Source organism: Clavibacter nebraskensis NCPPB 2581, from assembly GCF_000355695.1.
GTDB lineage: Bacteria > Actinomycetota > Actinomycetes > Actinomycetales > Microbacteriaceae > Clavibacter > Clavibacter nebraskensis.
Map to the genome: position 1 here is coordinate 91,847 of NC_020891.1, position 17,890 is coordinate 109,736.

Annotated in this window: 20 protein-coding genes; 12 read left to right on the top strand and 8 right to left on the bottom strand. The window is 72.5% G+C overall.

Annotated elements, in window-relative coordinates; translation table 11 throughout:
* The first annotated feature begins 28 nt into the window (after nucleotides 1–28).
* The 3 genes from CMN_RS00440 (at nucleotide 29) to CMN_RS00450 (ending at nucleotide 1,692) form a co-directional block, all read left to right on the top strand.
* Nucleotides 29–223 carry a hypothetical protein gene (locus CMN_RS00440; RefSeq protein WP_041465181.1) on the top strand — a complete coding sequence of 65 codons (195 nt, stop codon included), beginning with the start codon at nucleotides 29–31 and terminating at the stop codon, nucleotides 221–223.
* A 55-nt stretch (nucleotides 224–278) separates the two neighbouring features.
* A complete protein-coding gene (locus CMN_RS00445) occupies nucleotides 279–839 on the top strand; it encodes a type IV toxin-antitoxin system AbiEi family antitoxin domain-containing protein (RefSeq protein ID WP_015488898.1) in 561 nt (186 codons plus the stop codon).
* A gap of 163 nt (nucleotides 840–1,002) precedes the next feature.
* Nucleotides 1,003–1,692 carry a nucleotidyl transferase AbiEii/AbiGii toxin family protein gene (locus tag CMN_RS00450; RefSeq protein ID WP_231853790.1) on the top strand — a complete coding sequence of 230 codons (690 nt, stop codon included), beginning with the start codon at nucleotides 1,003–1,005 and terminating at the stop codon, nucleotides 1,690–1,692.
* On the opposite strand, the gene CMN_RS00455 is transcribed toward CMN_RS00450, so the two are convergent.
* Nucleotides 1,685–2,845 carry an acetate/propionate family kinase gene (locus CMN_RS00455; RefSeq protein WP_015488900.1) on the bottom strand — a complete coding sequence of 387 codons (1,161 nt, stop codon included), beginning with the start codon at nucleotides 2,843–2,845 and terminating at the stop codon, nucleotides 1,685–1,687. The genes CMN_RS00450 and CMN_RS00455 overlap by 8 nt on opposite strands.
* Nucleotides 2,846–3,007: 162 nt before the next feature.
* On the opposite strand from CMN_RS00455, the gene CMN_RS00460 reads away from it, so the two are divergent.
* The 3 genes from CMN_RS00460 to CMN_RS00470 all read left to right on the top strand — a co-directional run bounded on the left by CMN_RS00460 (nucleotide 3,008) and on the right by CMN_RS00470 (nucleotide 5,543).
* Nucleotides 3,008–3,601 carry a DoxX family protein gene (locus CMN_RS00460; protein WP_015488901.1) on the top strand — a complete coding sequence of 198 codons (594 nt, stop codon included), beginning with the start codon at nucleotides 3,008–3,010 and terminating at the stop codon, nucleotides 3,599–3,601.
* 296 nt (nucleotides 3,602–3,897) lie between these two features.
* A complete protein-coding gene (locus CMN_RS00465) occupies nucleotides 3,898–5,055 on the top strand; it encodes an ImmA/IrrE family metallo-endopeptidase (RefSeq protein WP_015488902.1) in 1,158 nt (385 codons plus the stop codon).
* Nucleotides 5,055–5,543 (top strand): DUF4411 family protein, encoded by a 489-nt coding sequence (locus CMN_RS00470; RefSeq protein ID WP_015488903.1) that lies wholly within the window; start codon nucleotides 5,055–5,057, stop codon nucleotides 5,541–5,543. The genes CMN_RS00465 and CMN_RS00470 overlap by 1 nt, the downstream gene beginning before the upstream one ends.
* A 743-nt stretch (nucleotides 5,544–6,286) precedes the next feature.
* Here CMN_RS00470 and CMN_RS00475 read toward each other — a convergent pair.
* Nucleotides 6,287–6,925, bottom strand: a complete 639-nt coding sequence (locus tag CMN_RS00475; protein WP_015488904.1) for a response regulator transcription factor — start codon at nucleotides 6,923–6,925, stop codon at nucleotides 6,287–6,289.
* Nucleotides 6,922–8,691: a GAF domain-containing sensor histidine kinase gene (locus CMN_RS00480; protein WP_015488905.1), complete on the bottom strand. Its 1,770-nt coding sequence runs from the start codon at nucleotides 8,689–8,691 to the stop codon at nucleotides 6,922–6,924. Before CMN_RS00480 ends, CMN_RS00475 begins: the two co-directional genes overlap by 4 nt.
* Nucleotides 8,692–8,814: 123 nt before the next feature.
* Between CMN_RS00480 and CMN_RS00485 the strand changes: the two genes are divergently transcribed.
* The 4 genes from CMN_RS00485 (at nucleotide 8,815) to CMN_RS00500 (ending at nucleotide 13,343) form a co-directional block, all read left to right on the top strand.
* Entirely contained in the window at nucleotides 8,815–9,723 is a 909-nt protein-coding gene (locus CMN_RS00485; RefSeq protein ID WP_165583275.1) for a universal stress protein, read from the top strand.
* A gap of 2 nt (nucleotides 9,724–9,725) precedes the next feature.
* The gene (locus tag CMN_RS00490) at nucleotides 9,726–10,679 is read left to right on the top strand and encodes an L-lactate dehydrogenase (RefSeq protein ID WP_015488907.1); all 954 of its coding nucleotides are present in this window, start codon (nucleotides 9,726–9,728) and stop codon (nucleotides 10,677–10,679) included.
* Nucleotides 10,680–10,684: 5 nt separating this feature from the next.
* A complete protein-coding gene (locus CMN_RS00495; RefSeq protein WP_015488908.1) occupies nucleotides 10,685–12,406 on the top strand; it encodes an L-lactate permease in 1,722 nt (573 codons plus the stop codon).
* Between the two features lie 160 nt (nucleotides 12,407–12,566).
* Complete coding sequence (locus tag CMN_RS00500) at nucleotides 12,567–13,343, top strand: universal stress protein (protein ID WP_015488909.1); 777 nt, start codon at nucleotides 12,567–12,569, stop codon at nucleotides 13,341–13,343.
* A gap of 14 nt (nucleotides 13,344–13,357) precedes the next feature.
* Here CMN_RS00500 and CMN_RS00505 read toward each other — a convergent pair whose 3' ends face one another.
* Nucleotides 13,358–13,861: a universal stress protein gene (locus tag CMN_RS00505; RefSeq protein ID WP_015488910.1), complete on the bottom strand. Its 504-nt coding sequence runs from the start codon at nucleotides 13,859–13,861 to the stop codon at nucleotides 13,358–13,360.
* Nucleotides 13,862–14,001: 140 nt separating this feature from the next.
* On the opposite strand from CMN_RS00505, the gene CMN_RS00510 reads away from it, so the two are divergent.
* Together CMN_RS00510 and CMN_RS00515 are read left to right on the top strand one after the other, a co-directional pair.
* On the top strand, nucleotides 14,002–14,433 hold the full coding sequence (locus CMN_RS00510; RefSeq protein ID WP_015488911.1) for a pyridoxamine 5'-phosphate oxidase family protein: 432 nt from the start codon (nucleotides 14,002–14,004) through the stop codon (nucleotides 14,431–14,433).
* Between the two features lie 108 nt (nucleotides 14,434–14,541).
* Complete coding sequence (locus CMN_RS00515; RefSeq protein ID WP_015488912.1) at nucleotides 14,542–14,778, top strand: hypothetical protein; 237 nt, start codon at nucleotides 14,542–14,544, stop codon at nucleotides 14,776–14,778.
* A gap of 9 nt (nucleotides 14,779–14,787) precedes the next feature.
* On the opposite strand, the gene CMN_RS00520 is transcribed toward CMN_RS00515, so the two are convergent.
* From CMN_RS00520 to CMN_RS14895, 4 genes are all read right to left on the bottom strand, one after another.
* Nucleotides 14,788–15,264 carry a GNAT family N-acetyltransferase gene (locus tag CMN_RS00520; protein WP_015488913.1) on the bottom strand — a complete coding sequence of 159 codons (477 nt, stop codon included), beginning with the start codon at nucleotides 15,262–15,264 and terminating at the stop codon, nucleotides 14,788–14,790.
* 10 nt (nucleotides 15,265–15,274) lie between these two features.
* Nucleotides 15,275–15,790 (bottom strand): GNAT family N-acetyltransferase, encoded by a 516-nt coding sequence (locus CMN_RS00525; RefSeq protein ID WP_015488914.1) that lies wholly within the window; start codon nucleotides 15,788–15,790, stop codon nucleotides 15,275–15,277.
* 70 nt (nucleotides 15,791–15,860) lie between these two features.
* On the bottom strand, nucleotides 15,861–17,555 hold the full coding sequence (locus tag CMN_RS00530) for a ribonuclease J (protein WP_015488915.1): 1,695 nt from the start codon (nucleotides 17,553–17,555) through the stop codon (nucleotides 15,861–15,863).
* A 91-nt stretch (nucleotides 17,556–17,646) separates the two neighbouring features.
* Nucleotides 17,647–17,817 (bottom strand): hypothetical protein, encoded by a 171-nt coding sequence (locus tag CMN_RS14895; RefSeq protein WP_015488916.1) that lies wholly within the window; start codon nucleotides 17,815–17,817, stop codon nucleotides 17,647–17,649.
* Nucleotides 17,818–17,890: the final 73 nt, after the last annotated feature.

Consider the following 17,890-nt stretch of genomic DNA (forward strand, 5'->3'; position numbering starts at 1 on the left):
CCTCCCACGACGAAGGACAGAGGACGACATGACCGCCCGCACCACGCACGCCGCCCACACGATGGACACCGCCCACTGGGACCTGCTCAAGCGGCAGACCCGCGCGCGCCTGATGCGCCGCGGCGAGCTCATCGCGCCGCTCCCGCCGAGCGTCCACGATGTGGAGTACGACAATCATCGGACGCGGGCGCAGCGGGAGCGGGGTGCGGGGCAGGTGTCATGATACGAAGTGCGATCACGTAATGTTGAGTGATGACGTTCCGTTTCAAGGGGGCCCCGTGGCGAAGCCGCTGACGCCGAGCACTGCTGCGGAGGGCGGGATGTCTCGCAGTGCGCTGTATCGCGCGGCACAGACCGGCTCCTACGAGCGCATCGCCCGCGGCGTCTACCTGCCCGCGGGCATGCTCGCCGCGGACTGGGACCAGGTCGAAGCCGCCGTGCGCCGCCCGGACGCCACCATCTGCCTGACCTCCGCCCTCGCCCACCATGACCTCATCGACGCCATCCCGGCCGCCCTGGATGTCGCGATGCCGCGGGGATCGCGCACCCCCGCTGGCGGATCCGCGATCTCCTGGCACCAGTTCGACCGCGCGACGTTCACCATCGGACGCGACGCGATGCCGATCCCGGGAACCGGGCTCCTGCTGGGTCTCTACTCGCCGGAGCGCTCGCTCGCCGACGCCTTCCGCTTGCGCAGCGAGGTCGGATACGAGGTCGCTCGAGACGCTCTGAAGGAATGGATGCGTCGAGGAGGCAAGCCCGCGCGACTGCTCGAGATCGCCGCCCGACTGCCACGAGCGAAGGGCCCCCTCCTCCGAGCGCTGGACGTGCTGGCATGACCATCGGAGATGACGTCTTCCAGGCGGTCCAATCGGCTGCTCGATCTGCGCCTGCTGGGGGGCACCGCCGACTCAGGAGTACCTCATCCGTCACCTGCTGGAGTCCTTCCTCGACCGGCTCACCCGCACCGTTCACGCCGACGACTTCGTCCTCAAAGGCGGCATCCTCCTCTCCGCCTACGGATTCCGCCGGCCGACGAGAGACGTGGACGCGAACGCCATCGGCGCTGATGTCATCCGTCAGCACCTCGAGGACGTGGTGCGGGACGTCGCCGAGGTCGACGCGACCGACGGCGTCGTGTTCGACCTCTCGACGCTCGACGTGCAGGAGATACGCGAGCACGCGGACTATCCCGGACTGCGCGTGAAGGTCCGAACGTCGGTCGGCTCGTGGCGAGGAGTCGCCGCGTGGGATGTGTCGACAGGCGATCCGATCGTGCCTGAACCGCGACGGGTCGTCATGGAGCGCGTGATCGGCGAGCCGATCACGCTCCTCGGCTATGCGCCGGAGACGACAGTCGCGGAGAAGGGCGTCACCATCCTGGAGCGTGGGATCACGAGCACCCGGTGGCGGGACTACGTCGACATCGTCCAGCTCGCTCGCCATGGGCTGGATGCAGGCGAGCTCCTCGCCTCCGCCCGCGCGGTCGCGCGGTACCGGGGTGTCGAGCTCGAGCCGGTCGCACCTCTCGTCGTCGGATACGGAACCGTGGGCCAGGCCAAGTGGGCGGCGTGGCGACGGAAGGAGAAGCTGGAGGCTGTCACGGAGGCGGAGCTCGATGACCAGATCGCCCTCGTCGCCGCCGTGCTGGACCCCGTGTTCTCATCGACTGGCCCAGCCGACCTCAGATGACCTCCGCCGCCTGCCGCGCGATCTCCCACTCCTCGTCCGTCGGCACCACGAGCACCGCGACGGGCGAGCCCTCGGGGGAGATGCGGCGGGCGTGGGTGGAGGCGAGCTCGTTGCGGTCGGGATCCACGTGGATGCCGAGGTGCTCGAGGCCGGCGAGGCTGCGGCGGCGGAGCAGGGAGTCGTGCTCGCCGACGCCCGCGGTGAAGACCACGGCGTCGAGGCCACCGAGCTCGGCCGTGTAGGCGCCGACGTAGCGGCGGATCCGGTGCCGGTAGACCTCGAGCGCGAGCGCCGCGCGCGGGTCGCCGTCGAGCTCGGCGGCCTGCACGTCGCGCATGTCGCTGGATCCGGTGAGCCCCAGCAGCCCGCTGCCCCGGTTGAGCAGCGCCTCCAGCTCGTCGAAGCCGAGGCCGGCCTGGCGGTGCAGGTGGAAGAGCACGGCCGGGTCGATGTCGCCCGAGCGCGTGCCCATCACGAGGCCCTCGAGCGGCGTCAGGCCCATCGACGTCTCGATGGAGCGGCCGCCGTCGATCGCGCACGCGGACGCGCCGTTGCCGATGTGCAGCACGATCATGCGGGTGTCCTCGAGCGGCTTCCCCAGGAACGCGGCGGCGGCGCGGGAGACGAACCGGTGCGAGGTGCCGTGGAAGCCGTAGCGGCGGATCCCGAAGCGCGCGGCGAGGTCGGCGTCGATCGCGTAGGTGGAGGCGGCCTCCGGGATCGTGCGGTGGAACGCGGTGTCGAAGACGGCGATGTGCGGCACGTCGGGCAGCACGGCGCGGGCGGCGCGGATCCCGGCGAGGTTCGCGGGGTTGTGCAGGGGCGCGAGGGCGGAGAGCTCGTCGATGGCGCGCTCCACGCCGTCGTCGACCACGACGGCGCGGTCGAACAGGGATCCGCCGTGCACCACGCGGTGGCCGACGGCGACGGGCGGCGGCAGGTGCGCGGCCTGGACGCGGTCGAGCGCGATGCGGACGGCGGACTCGTGGTCGGGGGCGTCGCCGCCGGGCTCGCCGATGCGCTCCACGGTGCCGGAGGCGCGCGCGGCGCCGGTGACGGGATCCACGAGCCGGTGCTTGAGCGAGGAGGACCCGGCGTTGAGGACGAGGACGGACGCGGCGGGTGCGGGAGCGGGAGCGGGAGCGGAGGGCATGGCTCGACCCTGCGGATCCGCGGGCGCGCGCGGCAGGGGCGAACGTCCCCCGGGACGCGGCGGCGGGCGCCGCGGGACCTAGGGCCCTGCCGACCGGGACCGGCTGCGACGAGCCTGGATCCACCGGGCACCACCGCCCGGACCAGCCGAAGGGGAACGACCATGACCGCCCACACCGTCACCACCACCGCACCCGGGGCGGCACGGACCACGAGCGCCCCCGCCCTCGCCGTCGACGAGCGCACCCGCGTCACCACGGAGCGCGGCCGCGTGGCGCTCGCCGTGCTCCGGATCGCGACCGGCTTCGTCTTCCTGTGGGCGTTCCTCGACAAGGCGTTCGGCCTCGGCTTCTCCACCCCGGCGGAGCGCGCGTGGATCAACGGCGGGAAGCCCGCGCAGGGGTTCCTCACGAGCCCGGCCGTCTCGGGCCCGCTCACCGACTTCTTCGCCGGCCTCGCGAACCCCGTCGTCGACGTGCTCTTCATGCTCGCGATGCTGGGCATCGGCCTCGCCGTGATGCTCGGCATCGGCCTGCGCGTGAGCGCCGTCGTCGGTAGCGGCGTCATGCTGCTGATGTACCTCGCGGAGTGGCCCTTCGCCGCGAACGCCGCCTCGACGAACCCGCTCGTCGACTACCACATCGTCTACGCGCTGGCCCTGATCGTGGTCGCGTTCCTGTCGGCCGGCGACACCTTCGGGCTCGGCCGGGCCTGGCGCCGGCTGCCGTTCGTGCGGTCGCAGCGCTGGCTCGTGTAGCGCGCCCCGCACGGGAGAGCCGGGATCCCCGAGGGTCCCGGCCCTTCGTCGTGCGCGGACGGGAGTCCGATCACGATCGTGGAGCCGGGATCAGGCGGACCCGGGTGCAGGCGCCGCCGCGGTGGTCGGCTATCACGTGCTGGTGCTCGCCGACCCACTCGCCGACGGTGAAGGCGACGTTTTGCAGGGAGCGGCGTCCGATGAGGGATCGGCTGCCGAGACAGGTGGCCGGGCTGTTTGTCGCACGGTCCGCCTACGATGTGACGAACGCGTTGTGAGCTGGAAAGGGGAACGCGATGAGCGTCCGCATCCCAGTAAGGGCGGAGGTGCTGCGCTGGGCAGTCAAGCGTGCCGGCTGGGGCGAGGATACTGTTCACGGCCGATTCCCGCGGTTCGAGCAGTGGTTGGTCGCCGATCCCGCACCGACTCTCAAGCAGTTGCAGTCTTTCGCTCACGCCGCCCATGTGCCGTTTGGCTACCTCATGCTCGAAACTCCTCCCGCGGAGCCCATCCCGATCCCCGATTTTCGGACGCGCGGTGACGCTCGGCGCGAGGATCTGTCTCCCGACCTTCGAGACACGATCTACATGTGTCAGCGCCGCCAGGCGTGGTTCCGCGACTTCGCCGTCTCGCATGGCCTCGAGCCTGTTCCACTCGTCGGTTCCGCGTCCGTGGGCGAACCGGTCGAGCCGGTTGCCGAACGCATCCGAGATGCCATCGGCTTCGGCCTGGATCGGCGAAGCGCGTTCCGCAGCTGGGAGGCGGCTTTCCGGCAGCTCATCGACCTCATCGAGGACGCGGGGGTGCTTGTATCCGTCAACGGGGTGGTTGGTGCTGATACGCACCGGGTGCTAGATCCCGTCGAGTTCGGCGGATTCGCTCTCGTCGACGACTTCGCACCTCTGATCTTCATCAATGCCGCGGACACGAAGGCAGCGCAGATCTTTACGATCGTGCATGAACTGGCCCACATCGCAGCCGGGGAATCCGCGCTCTCTGACGCGGGCGTAGATCGCTTCGATCACGACGAGCACGAACGGTGGTGCAATCAGATTGCCGCCGAGGTCTTGGTACCTCAGGCGACGCTCCCTGGAGTGTTCAGAGGTGTAGCCGACGCTAGCGAGCTTCAGCGACTCGCTGTCCTCTACCGGGTGAGCACGCTCGTGGTGCTGCGTCGCCTCCACGATACGCAGCTCATCGGGCGGGAGGATTACCGGATGCGGTACCGGGAAGAGCTCGCCAGGGTGCAGGAGTTCGCAAGGAAAGCGAAGGACGGAACCAGCGGGGGAAACTTCTACAAGACGCAGCCTTTGCGTCTAGGCCGCAGGTTCGCGCGTGCTGTGGTCGCCGATGCCCGAGGCGGCCGGACCACCTATGGAGAGGCCTACCGGCTTCTCGGGACAGCGAAGCCCGAGACGTTCGGGAAGCTCGCTGACGAGTTGGGAGTCGCGTGATGTACCTCCTCGACACCAACGTCTTCATCGAGGCCAAGAACAGGTACTACGCCTTTGATCTCGCGCCAGGCTTCTGGGACTGGCTCGAGGCCGACGCAGACGCCGGCGTGATCGGAAGCATCGAGGAGGTCAACGACGAACTTGTCGCCGGAGCCGACGAACTGGCCGAATGGGCCCGCGCTCACCCCGACATGTTCAAGTCCGCGGATCAGCAGACGGCTCTGAAGCTTGCAGAGCTCGCGACCTGGGCCAGTAGCGGTCAGTTCATCCAGGCGGCAGTCGACGAGTTCCTGGATGTGGCCGACTACTACCTCGTCGCTCATGCCGCAGCGCATGGCCGCACCGTCGTCACGCACGAGATCTATCAGTCGAATGCGCGGAAGCGGATACTCATCCCCAACGCATGCCGAGCCCTCGGTGTCCCCTACTGCACGACGTTCACCATGCTTCGCTCCCGCTCGGTGCGATTAGATCTCGGCGCCGCCTGACCGTTTTGCCGCGCATCATCGCAAACAGCGAGATGGGCCGGAAGTCCCTAAGCGTGACTCTATCCCGTCGTCAATCGGCTGAGCACTATGCCGTCATTGATTGCTTCCTGCAAATCAGCGGAGTAGTGAACCGGGATCAGCTGCTCTTCTTTGGCTACTCGCCACCCTGAGCCCGCTCCTCGGACCCAAACCCTCCGCATCCAACTGCCTTCAAGTGGCGCTTGATCACATGCAGGCGCTTCTCCACGCGGTGCACTTGTGCTACGGAGCCTTGATCGTCAATGGTCTCCGTGTAGCCTACCGGGATAGCCTCATGATCCATCATGCGCATCAGCTGATACCGCTCCTGAGGTAAGTCTTGTCCCTCGTCGCGTGCGCTACTCTCTCCACTCTGCTCCGGAATTCGCGACAGCTCTCGTTTCGAGGTCTACAGCCAAGGCACGTATGAAGATGGAGTCGCCCCCGAGTGGGCCCAAAATAATAAGAACCTTGTATTCGACTTGGCTCGCTCGCGCCAGGTGGCGTGGCTGGATGGGCGCTTGCCTCTGCCCATTGGGTCCGCAATTGAACTTTTTGACCCAAATGCGAACACACATGGCACCGCAACGGTCACGGTCATCCGGCTCCTCAACGGCACGAGCCACGTACGCAATCAGGTCTGTCTCGACTGTGAAGTTGAGCCGCGCTGGTGGGAGGGAGTGGTCAAGAACGACTGATAGCGCTGCCGCGTGCGGCGGCCGTCGTCAAACCGATGGCCGCCGCGGGTGCGTCATCCCGTACACCGCCGCCTGCGTGCGCCGCTCGACGCCGATCTTCTCCAGCAGCCCCGAGACGTAGTTCTTCACGGTCTTCTCCGCGAGGCCGAGGCGCTCGCCGATCTGCCGGTTGGTGAGGCCCTCGGTGATGAGCGCGAGGATCTGGCCCTCGCGCAGGGTCAGGCGCGGCTCGCTCGCGGGGGTCGCCGGTGCGAGGATCCGGTCGCGGGCCCGCCGCACCACCTCGCGGTCCATGAGCTGCCCGCCCGCGGCGACCCGGCGGATCGCGTCGACGAGGCCGGCGCCGCGGATGTCCTTGAGCAGCCAGCCCTGCGCGCCCGCCAGCACGGCGGCCTCGAGCGCGGAGTCGTCGTCGAACGCCGTGAGCATGAGGCACGGCAGGTCGGGGTGGCGCGAGCGGATGCGGCGGCAGGCGTCCACGCCGGATCCGTCGGGCAGCCGCACGTCGAGCACCACCACGTCGGGCCGGGTCGCCTCCACGCGCGCGACGGCGTCGCGGACGGTGCCCGCCTCGCCGACGACCTCGAGGTCGGCCTCGCGCTCGATCACGTCGGCGATGCCGCGGCGCACGAGCTCGTGGTCGTCGAGCAGGAACACGCGGGTCATCGGATCCGCCCCTCGGCCTCGGTCGAGCCGTCGGCGCCGGAGCCACCGGAGGCGCCGGAGGCACTGGCGGCCGCGACGCCCGCCGGCCCCGGCACGCTCCACGTGAGCACCGCGCCGCCGGCGTCCTGCGGGGCCAGCGAGCTGGATCCGCCAAGCGCCTCCGCCCGCGCCTCGAGGTTCCGGATGCCGCTGGCGCGCGTGCGGCCGGCCGGCCCGCGTCCGTCGTCGGAGATCCGCACGGTGGTCGCGTCGGCGGTGCAGCCGACCTCGACGACGACTGCGGTCGCGTCGGCGTGCGGCACGGCGTTGGCGAGGCCCTCGCGCACGACGGCCTCCACGTCGTCGAGCAGGTCGCCCGCCACCACCTCGTCGACGTGCCCGTGGAACACGATGCGCGGCGGCGTCGGGAACGATCCGGCGACCTCGCTCACGACGTCGAGCAGCCGGTGCCGGGCCCCGGCGGCGCGCGGCTGGCTGGCGCGCAGCGCGAAGACGGACGTGCGGATCTCGGCGATCGCGTCGTCGAGCAACGTCTGCACCGCATCGATCCGCGCGCGCACGGAGGGCGCGAGCGCGTGCACGTCCATCCCGTTCAGCGAGAGGCCGGCGGCGAACAGGCGCTGGATCACGTTGTCGTGCAGGTCGCGCGCGATCCGCCCGCGGTCCTCCAGCAGGGCGACGCGCTCGCGGGCCGCCCGGGCGCCGCGGAGCTCGAGGGCGACGCTGGCGTGGGCGGCGAAGTCGGCGATGAGGTCGAGGTCGAGGTCGGCGAAGCGGGCCGATCCGGGGGCGCGTGTCACGACGAGCGCCGCGTCGGGGCCGCCGGGCCGGGCGAGCGGCACCGTGATCGCGCTGCCGGTGGAGCGCTCGCCGTCGGGGGATCCCGGGTGCGCGAGCCCCAGCGCGAGCGCCGGCAGGCCCGAGGCGATGACGCCGGCGGCGGGCGTCTCCTCGGCGCTGAACACGCGGCCCACGTAGTCGGCCGCGTCCTCGCCCCACGCGTCCTCGGTGGCGAACGCGCCGGCCGGGGTGCGGGCGACGACCGCGACGACGGACGCGTCGGTCAGCCGGATCACGGACGACGCGATGAGCCCGAGCGGGTCGTCGCCGTCCTCGTCGAGCAGCGCCGACGCGATCTCCGCCTGCGCGAGCGCCCAGCCCTGCCGCCGCTCCGACTCGCCGAACAGGCGCGCGTTGTCGATGGCCACGCCCGCGGCGGCCGCGAGCGACATGAGCAGCTCCTCGTCCTCGGAGCTGAACGGCCCGTCGGCGCGGTCGGTGAGGTAGAGGTTGCCGTAGACCTCGTCGCGCACGCGGATCGGGACGCCGAGGAAGGAGTCCATCGGCGGGTGGTGCGCGGGGAAGCCGACGGAGCGCGTGTCGTCGGCGAGGAGCTCGCGGCGCACGGGCTCCGGATCGTCGATGAGCGCGCCGAGCAGGCCCAGGCCGCGCGGCAGGTGGCCGATGCGCGCGGCGAGGTCGGCGTCGATGCCCACGTGGATGAACTGCTCGAGCCGTCCGTCGGGCCCGATGACGCCGAGGGCGCCGTAGCGCGCGCCGACCAGATCCACCGCGGCCTGGGCGATGCGCCGCAGCATGTCCTCGAGGTCGAGGTCTTCGGCGATGGCGCGCGTGGCGGCGAGCAGGTTCCGCAGCCGACCCTGCGACTGGAGGACGTCGCCGGCCTTCTCGACGAGGTCGGCGATGGACCTCTCCAGCGCGGACCGGGGCAGGTCGGGGAAGCCCATCGGCGGATCGGTGCGCACGTGCGGCCTCTTCCCATGACCGGACGGCCCACGGGACCTCCGGCCCTACGTCACCCGGCCGGGCCGCGCGACGCTCGAAACCTAGCACCTGCTAGACGGAGGAGGGCCACGGTGGACGAGACGATGACAGCCCCCACGGACGTCGAGGGCACCCGCGTCGCCGGCTCCCCGGCCCGGATCGCCGCCCGTTGCGCGGTGGGCTACGACGGATCCGCCGCGAGCGTCACGGCGCTCGGCTGGGCCGTCGCCCGGGCGATCCGCGCCGGCGGCGACGTGCAGCTGGTCGGCGTCGTCGACGACGACTCGGGCGCGATGGGCGCGGCCTACGCCGACCAGAGCGCGCACGAGCTCGGCGCCCTCCTCTTCGCGGCGGCCGCGCGCGTCGCGTCCGCCCACCCGGGCCTCGCCGTCACCACCCGCCTCGTCACGGGCGCCGTCGCCCCCGCGCTCGCCGCCGCGGCGCACGCGGACGACGTGCTCGTCGTCGGATCCGACAAGACCGGCTACGCCCGCGGCCGCCTCTACGGCGTCCGCAGCGTGCAGCTCGCCTCCCTCGTGCCCGGCCCGCTCGTGGTCGTGCCCTCCGCCGGCCTCCGGCTCCGCGACGGCGTCGTCGTGGCGCTCGACGGCACAGCCACGTCCGACGCGCTCGCCCGCGCGGGCGCCGAGGAGGCGTCGCAGGCGGGCTGCCGCGTGAGCCTCGTGCACGCCGTGTCGCAGGACGGCGGCGCCGACGCGCGCCACCGCGGCGACGCCGTGCTGCACCGGGCGCTCGACGTGGCGCACGCGGTGGATCCCGGCCTCGAGGTCACCCGGCACCTCACCTCCCGGCGCCCCGCCGAGGCGATCCTCAACCTGGCCCGCGACCGCGCGCTCCTCGTGATCGGCCGGTCCCGCCGCACGCCGTCGCCCGGCATCGGCGGCACCCTGCACGAGGTGCTCATCAACGCCAACGTGCCCGTGATGATCCTGCCGGGCACGCCCCACACCCCGGAGACCGCCCCCCGCACCACCGAGACCGAAGGAGCCTGACCATGAGCACGAGGGAGAACAGCAAGCTGACCGTCGTCGGAGCGGGCAGCGTGGGCGCGAGCGTCGCGTATGCGGCCCTCATCCGCGGATCAGCCCGGCACGTCGCGCTCTACGACATCGCCGCCGAGCGCGTCGAGGCCGAGGTGCTCGACCTCGCGCACGGCACGCAGTTCACGGGCGCGAGCGAGATCAGCGGCGGATCCGACCTGCGGGTCGCCGAGGGATCCCACGTGGTCGTCATCACGGCCGGCGCCAAGCAGCGACCGGGCCAGTCTCGCACCGAGCTCGCGGGCGTCAACGCGCAGATCATCGAGGCGATGATGCCCGGCCTCCTCGAGGTCGCGCCCGACGCCGTCTACCTCCTGGTCACGAACCCCTGCGACGTGATGACCGTGATCGCCTCCCGCGTCTCCGGCCTGCCGCGCTCGCGCGTCTTCTCCTCCGGCACCGTGCTCGACACGTCGCGCCTCCGCTGGGAGCTCGCGCGCCGCGCCGGCGTCTCCACCAGCAGCGTGCACGCGCACATCGTCGGCGAGCACGGCGACACCGAGTTCGCGCTGTGGGACGAGGCGATGATCGGCACCGTCCCGATCCTCGAGTGGGAGACCGAGGGCCACCCGCGCATGACGGTCGACGAGCTGGAGCTCATCGCCGTCGACGTGCGTGACGCCGCCTACCGCGTCATCCGCGGCAAGGGAGCGACGAACCACGCCATCGGCCTCTCCAGCGCGCGCATCGCCGAGGCGATCCTGCAGGACCAGCGGGCCGTGCTGCCCGTGAGCACCGTGCTCGACGGCTTCCACGGGATCGACGGCATCGCGCTGTCCGTGCCGTCGATCGTCGGCGCGCACGGCGCGACCCCCATCCGGAACACGCCGTTCTCGGCCTCGGAGCTCGCGAAGCTGGCCGTCTCGGCCGAGGCGCTCACCGCCGTGCTCGCGACCGTGGGGGCCTGACGCTCATGTGGATCCAGGATCCCGACCCGCTCGGCGTCCCGTGGCTCTCGGCGCTCGTCGCCGCGATCCCGATCCTGCTGTTCCTCGTCTGCCTGGTGGTGCTCAAGCTGACGGGGCTGCAGGCCGCCGGCGTCGCGCTCGTGGCCGAGGTCGCGGTGGCGCTCGGGATGTCCGGCATGCCGATCCCGGCGCTCGCCGGCGCGGGCCTGCTCGGGGTGCTCAGCGCGATCTGGCCGATCGCGTACATCATCCTCATGGCCGTCTGGCTCTACCGGCTGGCGGTCGCGAGCGGGAAGTTCGACGTGATCCGCGCCTCCATCGCCGCGATCTCGCCCGACCAGCGGATCCAGGTGCTCCTCATCGCCTTCTGCTTCGGCGCGTTCCTCGAGGGCGTCGCCGGGTTCGGCGTGCCCATCGCGATCTGCGCGGCCATGCTCGTGACGCTCGGCTTCCGGCCGGTGCGCGCCGCCATGATCAGCCTGGTCGCCAACTTCGCGGCCGGTGCCTACGGCGCCGTCGGCATCCCCGTCATCGTGGGCGCGCAGGTCGGCGGGATCCACGTGATGGATCTCTCGCGCGACCTCGCGCTCATCCTCCAGCCGGTCACGCTCCTCATCCCGTTCCTGCTCGTCGTGATCCTCGACGGGTTCCGCGGCCTCCGCGAGACCTGGCCGGCGACGCTCGTCGTGACGCTCGTGTTCAGCGGCACGCAGGCCGCGGTGCTGCTGTTCCTCGGGCCCGAGCTCGCGGCGATCCTGCCGGGGCTGCTGGGGATGGTGGCGCTCGCCGCGCTGCGCCTCGTGTGGACGCCGCGGCACGTCTTCGTCGAGGGGGAGGCCCGCGAGGTCTCGGGCCGTCCCTCCCGTGGGGGCGCCGCGCGCGACGCCGGCCGCTCCGGGGGATCCGCCGCCACGGCCACGCTCACCGCGCCGGTCGACGTCGCGCCGCCGGCCGTTCCCGCGCCCGACCGCCACACCGCCCGCCAGGTGCTCGCCGCGTGGAGCCCGTTCTACGTGCTCACGGTGCTCGTCTTCGTGTGGAGCACGCCGGCGTTCAAGGCCCTCTCGGCACCCGGCGGGCCGCTCGCCTGGGCCGTCGTCACGGTGCCGATGCCCGGGGTGACCGGGCAGATCACGACCGCGGGCGGCGTCGTCGTCGCGAACGCGTGGAGCTGGACGCCGATCGGCGCAACCGGCACCGCGATCCTCCTGGCCGTCGTGATCACCGCCCTCACCTCCCGTGCGCTCACCCGGGCGGTGGTGCTCGAGCAGCTCCGCGGCACCTGGCGCGACCTGTGGAAGGCGCTCGTGCTCATCGCCGCGATCCTCGTGCTCGCCCAGATCGCGAACCTCTCCGGCGGATCCGCGGGCATCGGCGGTGCGCTCGCCGGAGCGGGTGCCTGGTTCCCGCTGCTCGCACCCGTGATCGGCTGGGTCGGCGTGTTCCTCACCGGCTCGGTGGTCAACAACAACACGCTCTTCGCGCAGCTGCAGGCGACCACGGCCGGCCGCATCGGCGTCGACGCCACCCTGCTCGTCGCCGCGAACACCGCGGGCGGCGCGGCGGCGAAGGTCATCTCGCCGCAGTCGATCGCCATCGCGGCCGGCGCCGTCGGCCTCACGGGACGCGAGAGCGAGATCCTGCGGGCGTCCATCGGCTACAGCCTCGGGATCCTCGTGGTGCTCAGCCTCTGGACGTTCGGGCTCTCGCAGCTGCTGCCGGGCTGAGGCGGCGGCGCGGGGCGCGCGGCCGGCCCCCGCAGCGGATCCCCGCCCCCACGGCCCGCCGGCCGGCGCACGCCGGGACCTCCGCCCCTACGCGGGACGCCCGCCGGGGGCGAGCCTGGTCACGTCGCCGCACCGGCGGCCCGTCCGTCAGGAGCCCCCCATGTCCGCTCGCACCCCCGCCCCGTCGCGCGTCTCCCCGGAGCGCGAGCGCTTCGTCGTCGTCGGATCCGCGGCGACCGCCCTCGAGCAGCACGCCGCGGGCAGCACCCGCGAGCACCTCGTGCGGCTCGCCGCCGAGTCCTACGACGCGATCGTCGCACCGGGCATCACGATCCACGCCTACCTGCGGAACCTCGTCGTGCACCGCGTGCGCGGCCGGCTCGACGAGGAGCGGGCGCGCGCCGAGGCGGCTGGTCCGCACATCGATGAGCGGCACACGCGCCCCATCGTCATCGGCTTCGACGGATCGCCCGCGTCCGAGTCGGCCCTGGATCGCTCGCTGCTCATCGCGGCGGCGCTCATGGCCCCCGTGAGGATCGTCGTCGCCTGGCACCACCCGGTGGCCTCCGGGCAGTTCCCGCTCTCCGGGGATCCCGGGGCCGACCCCCGGCGGCTCCTCGAGGACACCCTCGCCGCGCGGTTCGGCGCGGAGCCGCCGTCGTGGATCACCGGGGAGGCCGTCGAGGGGCTCCCCGCCCGCGTGCTCATCGCCGAGAGCCGGGACGCCGAGATGCTGGTCGTCGGCAGCCGCGGGCACGGCGGGTTCGTCGGCCTGCTGCTCGGATCCGTCAGCGCCGCCTGCGCCGAGCGCGCCGAGTGCCCCGTGCTCGTGATGCACGCGCCGCGCGTCGAGGACGAGGACCCCGTGAGCGCGGGCGCCGAGGCGCTGGGCGACGGCAGCCGCGCGTCCGACCTGCCTGCGCGCGTCGGCGCCTGACCGGGCGCCGACGCTCAGTCGACGGCCGTCCGGACGCGCGGCGGCGCCGGGACAGGCGCGGCCGCGGGCTCGTCGTGCATCACCAGCACCGGGCACCTCGCGTGCTCCGCGCAGGCCGAGCTCACGGAGCCGAGCAGCAGCCCGACGAACCCACCGTGCCCGCGGCTGCCCACGACGAGCATCTGCGCCTCGCGGCTGAGGCGGATCAGCACGCTCGCCGCGCCGCCCTGGTGCAGCTCGGTCGTGAACCACGCGGGCACGTCGGCTCCGAACCGGGCGCGGACGGCGTCGTCGACCATGGCGCGCGCGTACTCCTCCGGCGACCAGTCGACGATGCCGAAGCCGCTGTACTGCACGGGCATCTGCCACGCGGCGACGAGCCGGAGCGGGGCGTCGAGGGCCCGGGCCATCACGATGGCGCGGTCGAGCGCGACGAGCGACGCGGCGGATCCGTCGAAGCCGAGGAGGAGGGGGCGCGCGTCGGCGCGCGGAGCGGGGGTCTGCATGGGTGAGGTCATGCGCGACGGTATCCACGTGGGGGATCCGCGCGGCAGGGCCGAAGGTCCCCGCGGGACCAACGGCCCTGTGGGGCGCGGGAGCGCGGGCGCACCCTGGAGGGGAGGCCGGAGGGCCGGATCCACCGAGGGAGGGACACGAGATGACGCGCGAGGGCTCGACCGAGTACCTGACCCCGGAGCAGTGCCTGGCGCTCCTCCGTCAGCGGTCCGTGGGGCGCATGGCGTTCGTCGCCGACGGCCGCATCGAGCTGTTCCCGGTGGACTACGCGGTCGTCGCCGGCGCCATCCGGATCCACAACTCGGGCGGCACGAAGCAGGCCGCCTTCGACCGTGGCCAGGACGTCGTGTTCGAGGTCGACGAGCCCGGCCCGATCGAGACGTGGAGCGTCGTCGTGCGCGGCGTCGCGCGGCTCGTGCCCGACGGGGCGCCCGCCGCCCCGCGCCTCGCCCCCGCCTCGACCGACCTCGGCCGCTCGCACCGCGTGGAGATCGCGCGGGTCGTGATGACGGGACGCCTGTTCGGGGCGCCGCAGCATCCTGTGCCCGTCGCGCCGGTCCACCCCGTGGCGTGACGCGCAGCGGTCGCGCAGGGCCCATCCCCCGACCCCGCGCGGCCGTGCGCACGTCCCGCCCGCGCCGTCCGCACTCGCGGGCGGAGCGCTCCCGCGTACGGTCGAGGCATGACCCGACCCGCGGATGACCCCGCCTCCGCCGCCCGCATCCGCACGGTCCGCCGGGTCCTCGTCGTGGTCTACGCCCTCCTCACCGTCGGCCAGGCGGTGGTGGGCGTCCTCGCCTTCCGCGTGACGGGCGCCTCCGACGGCATCCGGGCCCTCGGTGTCGTGATGTTCGTGAGCACCGCCCTGTCCGCGGTCCTGTGCGCGCTGTTCGTCGTCGCTCTGCGGCGGTCACGCTAGCCGCGCGGATCACCCGCCGAGCGGCTGCACGTACCGCCGGCACACGTGCACGCGCCGGAACCGGGCGCGCATCTCCTCCTCGCGCTCGATCGGCGCGTGCAGGAACGCGAGTACCGGCCGGCCGAGCCCGTCGGGCGTGATGAAGCCGGTGGGGTCGTCGCCCTCGCCCACGAAGATGTGCAGGTAGCAGGTCAGCTCGACGAAGCCGACGCGGCGGTACCAGGCGTTCGCGGCGGGATCCTCGCGGGTCCACGCGTCGAGCTCGGTCGCGCCGGTGCCCGCGAGCAGCGGGACGGCGGTCTCGGGGAGCGTCGTGGCGATGCGGCGGCCCTGGTGGTCGGGGTGGACCGCGACGGTGTCGATGGTCGCGAGGGCGCCCTCGCCCCCGATGTCGAGGATCCCGACGATCGTGCCGTCGGGATCCTCCGCGACGAGCGCGACCGACGGCTCGGCGGGTTCCGGGCGGCGCGCGCCAGGGTCGGCCACGCGGATCCCGTCAGCCCAGCTCGCGCCCCATCTGGATCCGCCGCCCGAGCCGGTCGAGGCCGAGCCGCGCCTCCGTCTCCACGAGCGCCGCGTGGAACGGCGTCGCGGGCGGCTCCTCCGCGAACCCCATGCGGGCGTAGGAGGGCCCGTTCCACGGCACGTCCGCGAAGGTGCGCAGCGTGATCCGCCCATGGCCGCGCCCCCGGGCCTCGTCCACCGATGCCTCGACAAGCGCGCGCCCGTGTCCGCGGCGGCCGTGCTCGGGCGGCACCGCGACCTGCTCGAGGTGGTCGAGGCCGTCGACCTCGAGGACGTGCGCGAAGCCGACGAGTGCGGCGTGGGATCCGTCGGCCGCCTCGTCCGCGACCAGCAGGAACCCGGGCTCCGCGGCGCGCGCCGCCCCGGTCGGCGCGGGCGGCCAGTCCTCGGGCCGCAGCAGGTCGACGAGCAGGCGGTCGGCCGCGTCCTCGATCCGCTGCAGCGCGTCGAGGTCGGCGGGGGTGGCGAGGCGGATCCGGGTGGGCACCGGAGCATCGTACGAGGGGCGCGTGCGGGGCTCAGCCCCGCACGCGCCCCTCGTCGTCTCGCGGGTGCCGCTAGTCGGCGTCCACCACGATGACCGTGACCACCGGCGTGCGGCGGTGGCGGCGCTGGAGCCAGCGCTGCAGGCCGTCGCCCATGGCGCGCTCGGCGGCGACGCCGTCGAGGTGGCGCTTGGCGGCCGCGTTCTTCAGGGCGGTGCTGATGGCGGCCTCGGCCTCGGGGATCCAGCCGTCGTGCTCCACGAAGCCGCGCGTGATGAGCTCGGCCGGGTGGATGAGCTTCTGCTCCTTCTCGTCGAAGATGCCGAGCACGGTGATCTGCCCCTCGGCGGCGAGCGTGCGGCGCTCCTCGAGGGCCTCCTCGGTCGCCACGCCGATGGTCATGCCGTCGACGAAGACGTAGGGCGCGGGCACGCGGCCGGAGATCGAGGCGCGGCCGTTGACGAGGTCGACGCTCACGCCGTCCTCGATGACGAGCGCGTTCTTGACGCCCGTGCTCTCGGCCAGGGCCGCGTTGGCGACGAGGTGGCGCCACTCGCCGTGCACCGGCAGCACGTTGCGGGGCTTGACGATGTTGTAGCAGTACACGAGCTCGCCCGCGCTGGCGTGGCCGGACACGTGGACCTTCGCGTTGCCCTTGTGCACGACGTCGGCGCCCCAGCGGATGAGGCCGTTGATCACGCCGTAGATGGCGTTCTCGTTGCCGGGGATGAGCGAGCTGGCGAGGAGGATCGTGTCGCCCTCGCCCACCTCGATGATGTGCTCGCGGCGCGCCATGCGGCTGAGCGCCGCCATCGGCTCGCCCTGCGACCCGGTGCAGATGAGCGTGACCTTGTCGTCCGGCAGCTTGTTCAGCGCCTTGAGGTCGACGACGAGGCCCTTGGGGATGCGCAGGTAGCCGAGGTCGGACGCGATCTTCATGTTCCGCACCATCGAGCGGCCCACGAAGGAGACCTTGCGGCCGTACTGCTCGGCGGAGTCGAGCACCTGCTGGATCCGGTGCACGTGGCTCGCGAAGCTGGAGACGACGATGCGCTTGGGCGCCGTGCGGAACACCTTCTCGATGGCGGGCGTGAGGTCCTTCTCGGCGGTGGTGAAGCCGGGGACCTCCGCGTTCGTGGAGTCGGTGAGGAAGAGGTCCACGCCCTCCTCGCCGAGGCGGGCGAACGCGCCGAGGTCGGTGAGGCGGCGGTCCATCGGGAACTGGTCCATCTTGAAGTCGCCCGTGTGCAGGACCATGCCGGCGCCCGTGCGGATCGCGACGGCGAGCCCGTCCGGGATGGAGTGGTTCACGGCGACGAACTCGAGGTCGAACTTGCCCGCGTCGATGCGGTCGCCCTCCTTCACCTGGCGGGTGACGGGCTTGATCTTGTGCTCCTCGAGCTTCGCGCTGATGAACGCGAGCGTGAGGCGGGATCCGATGACGGGGATGTCGGGCCGCTCCTGCAGGAGGTAGGGGACGCCGCCGATGTGGTCCTCGTGGCCGTGCGTGAGGACGATGCCCGTGATCTTGTCGAGGCGCCCGCGCAGGGTGCTGAAGTCGGGGAGGATCACGTTGATGCCGGGCTGGCTCTCCTCGGGGAAGAGGACACCGCAGTCGACGATGAGCAGCTCGCCCTCGTACTCGAACAGCGTCATGTTGCGGCCGACGTCGCCGAGGCCGCCGAGGGGCGTGACGCGCAGGCCGCCGCGGGGGAGGCGCCCGGGCTTGGCGATGTCGAGGGCGTGGGCGTGGGAGGTGGGAGGCATGGTGCCTTTCTGGTCCGGTCGTGCGGGTGATGCCGAGGTGCGCGGATCGTGCTCGCGCGGTTCGTGCGTGGAGACGGTGCCTCCGGTGATGTCAGGGGGCCGTCCGCGAGGACGGGTGGTGCGGCGCCGGGTCGCGGGCGACGGGGGCGGGAGCGATGCGCGTCGTGCGGATGCCGTCGCGCTCCCGGTCGGAGCGGGGACCAGCCGGGGTCGGCGGGGTCCGCGTCACGGTGGTGAGCGGCGGCGCGCGATGCGCGGTCACCAGCGATTCTCCCATGCTCGCGCCGCCGAGCCCGCCGCGCGCCGCGCGCGCCCGTCAGCCGACCCTTCGTCGC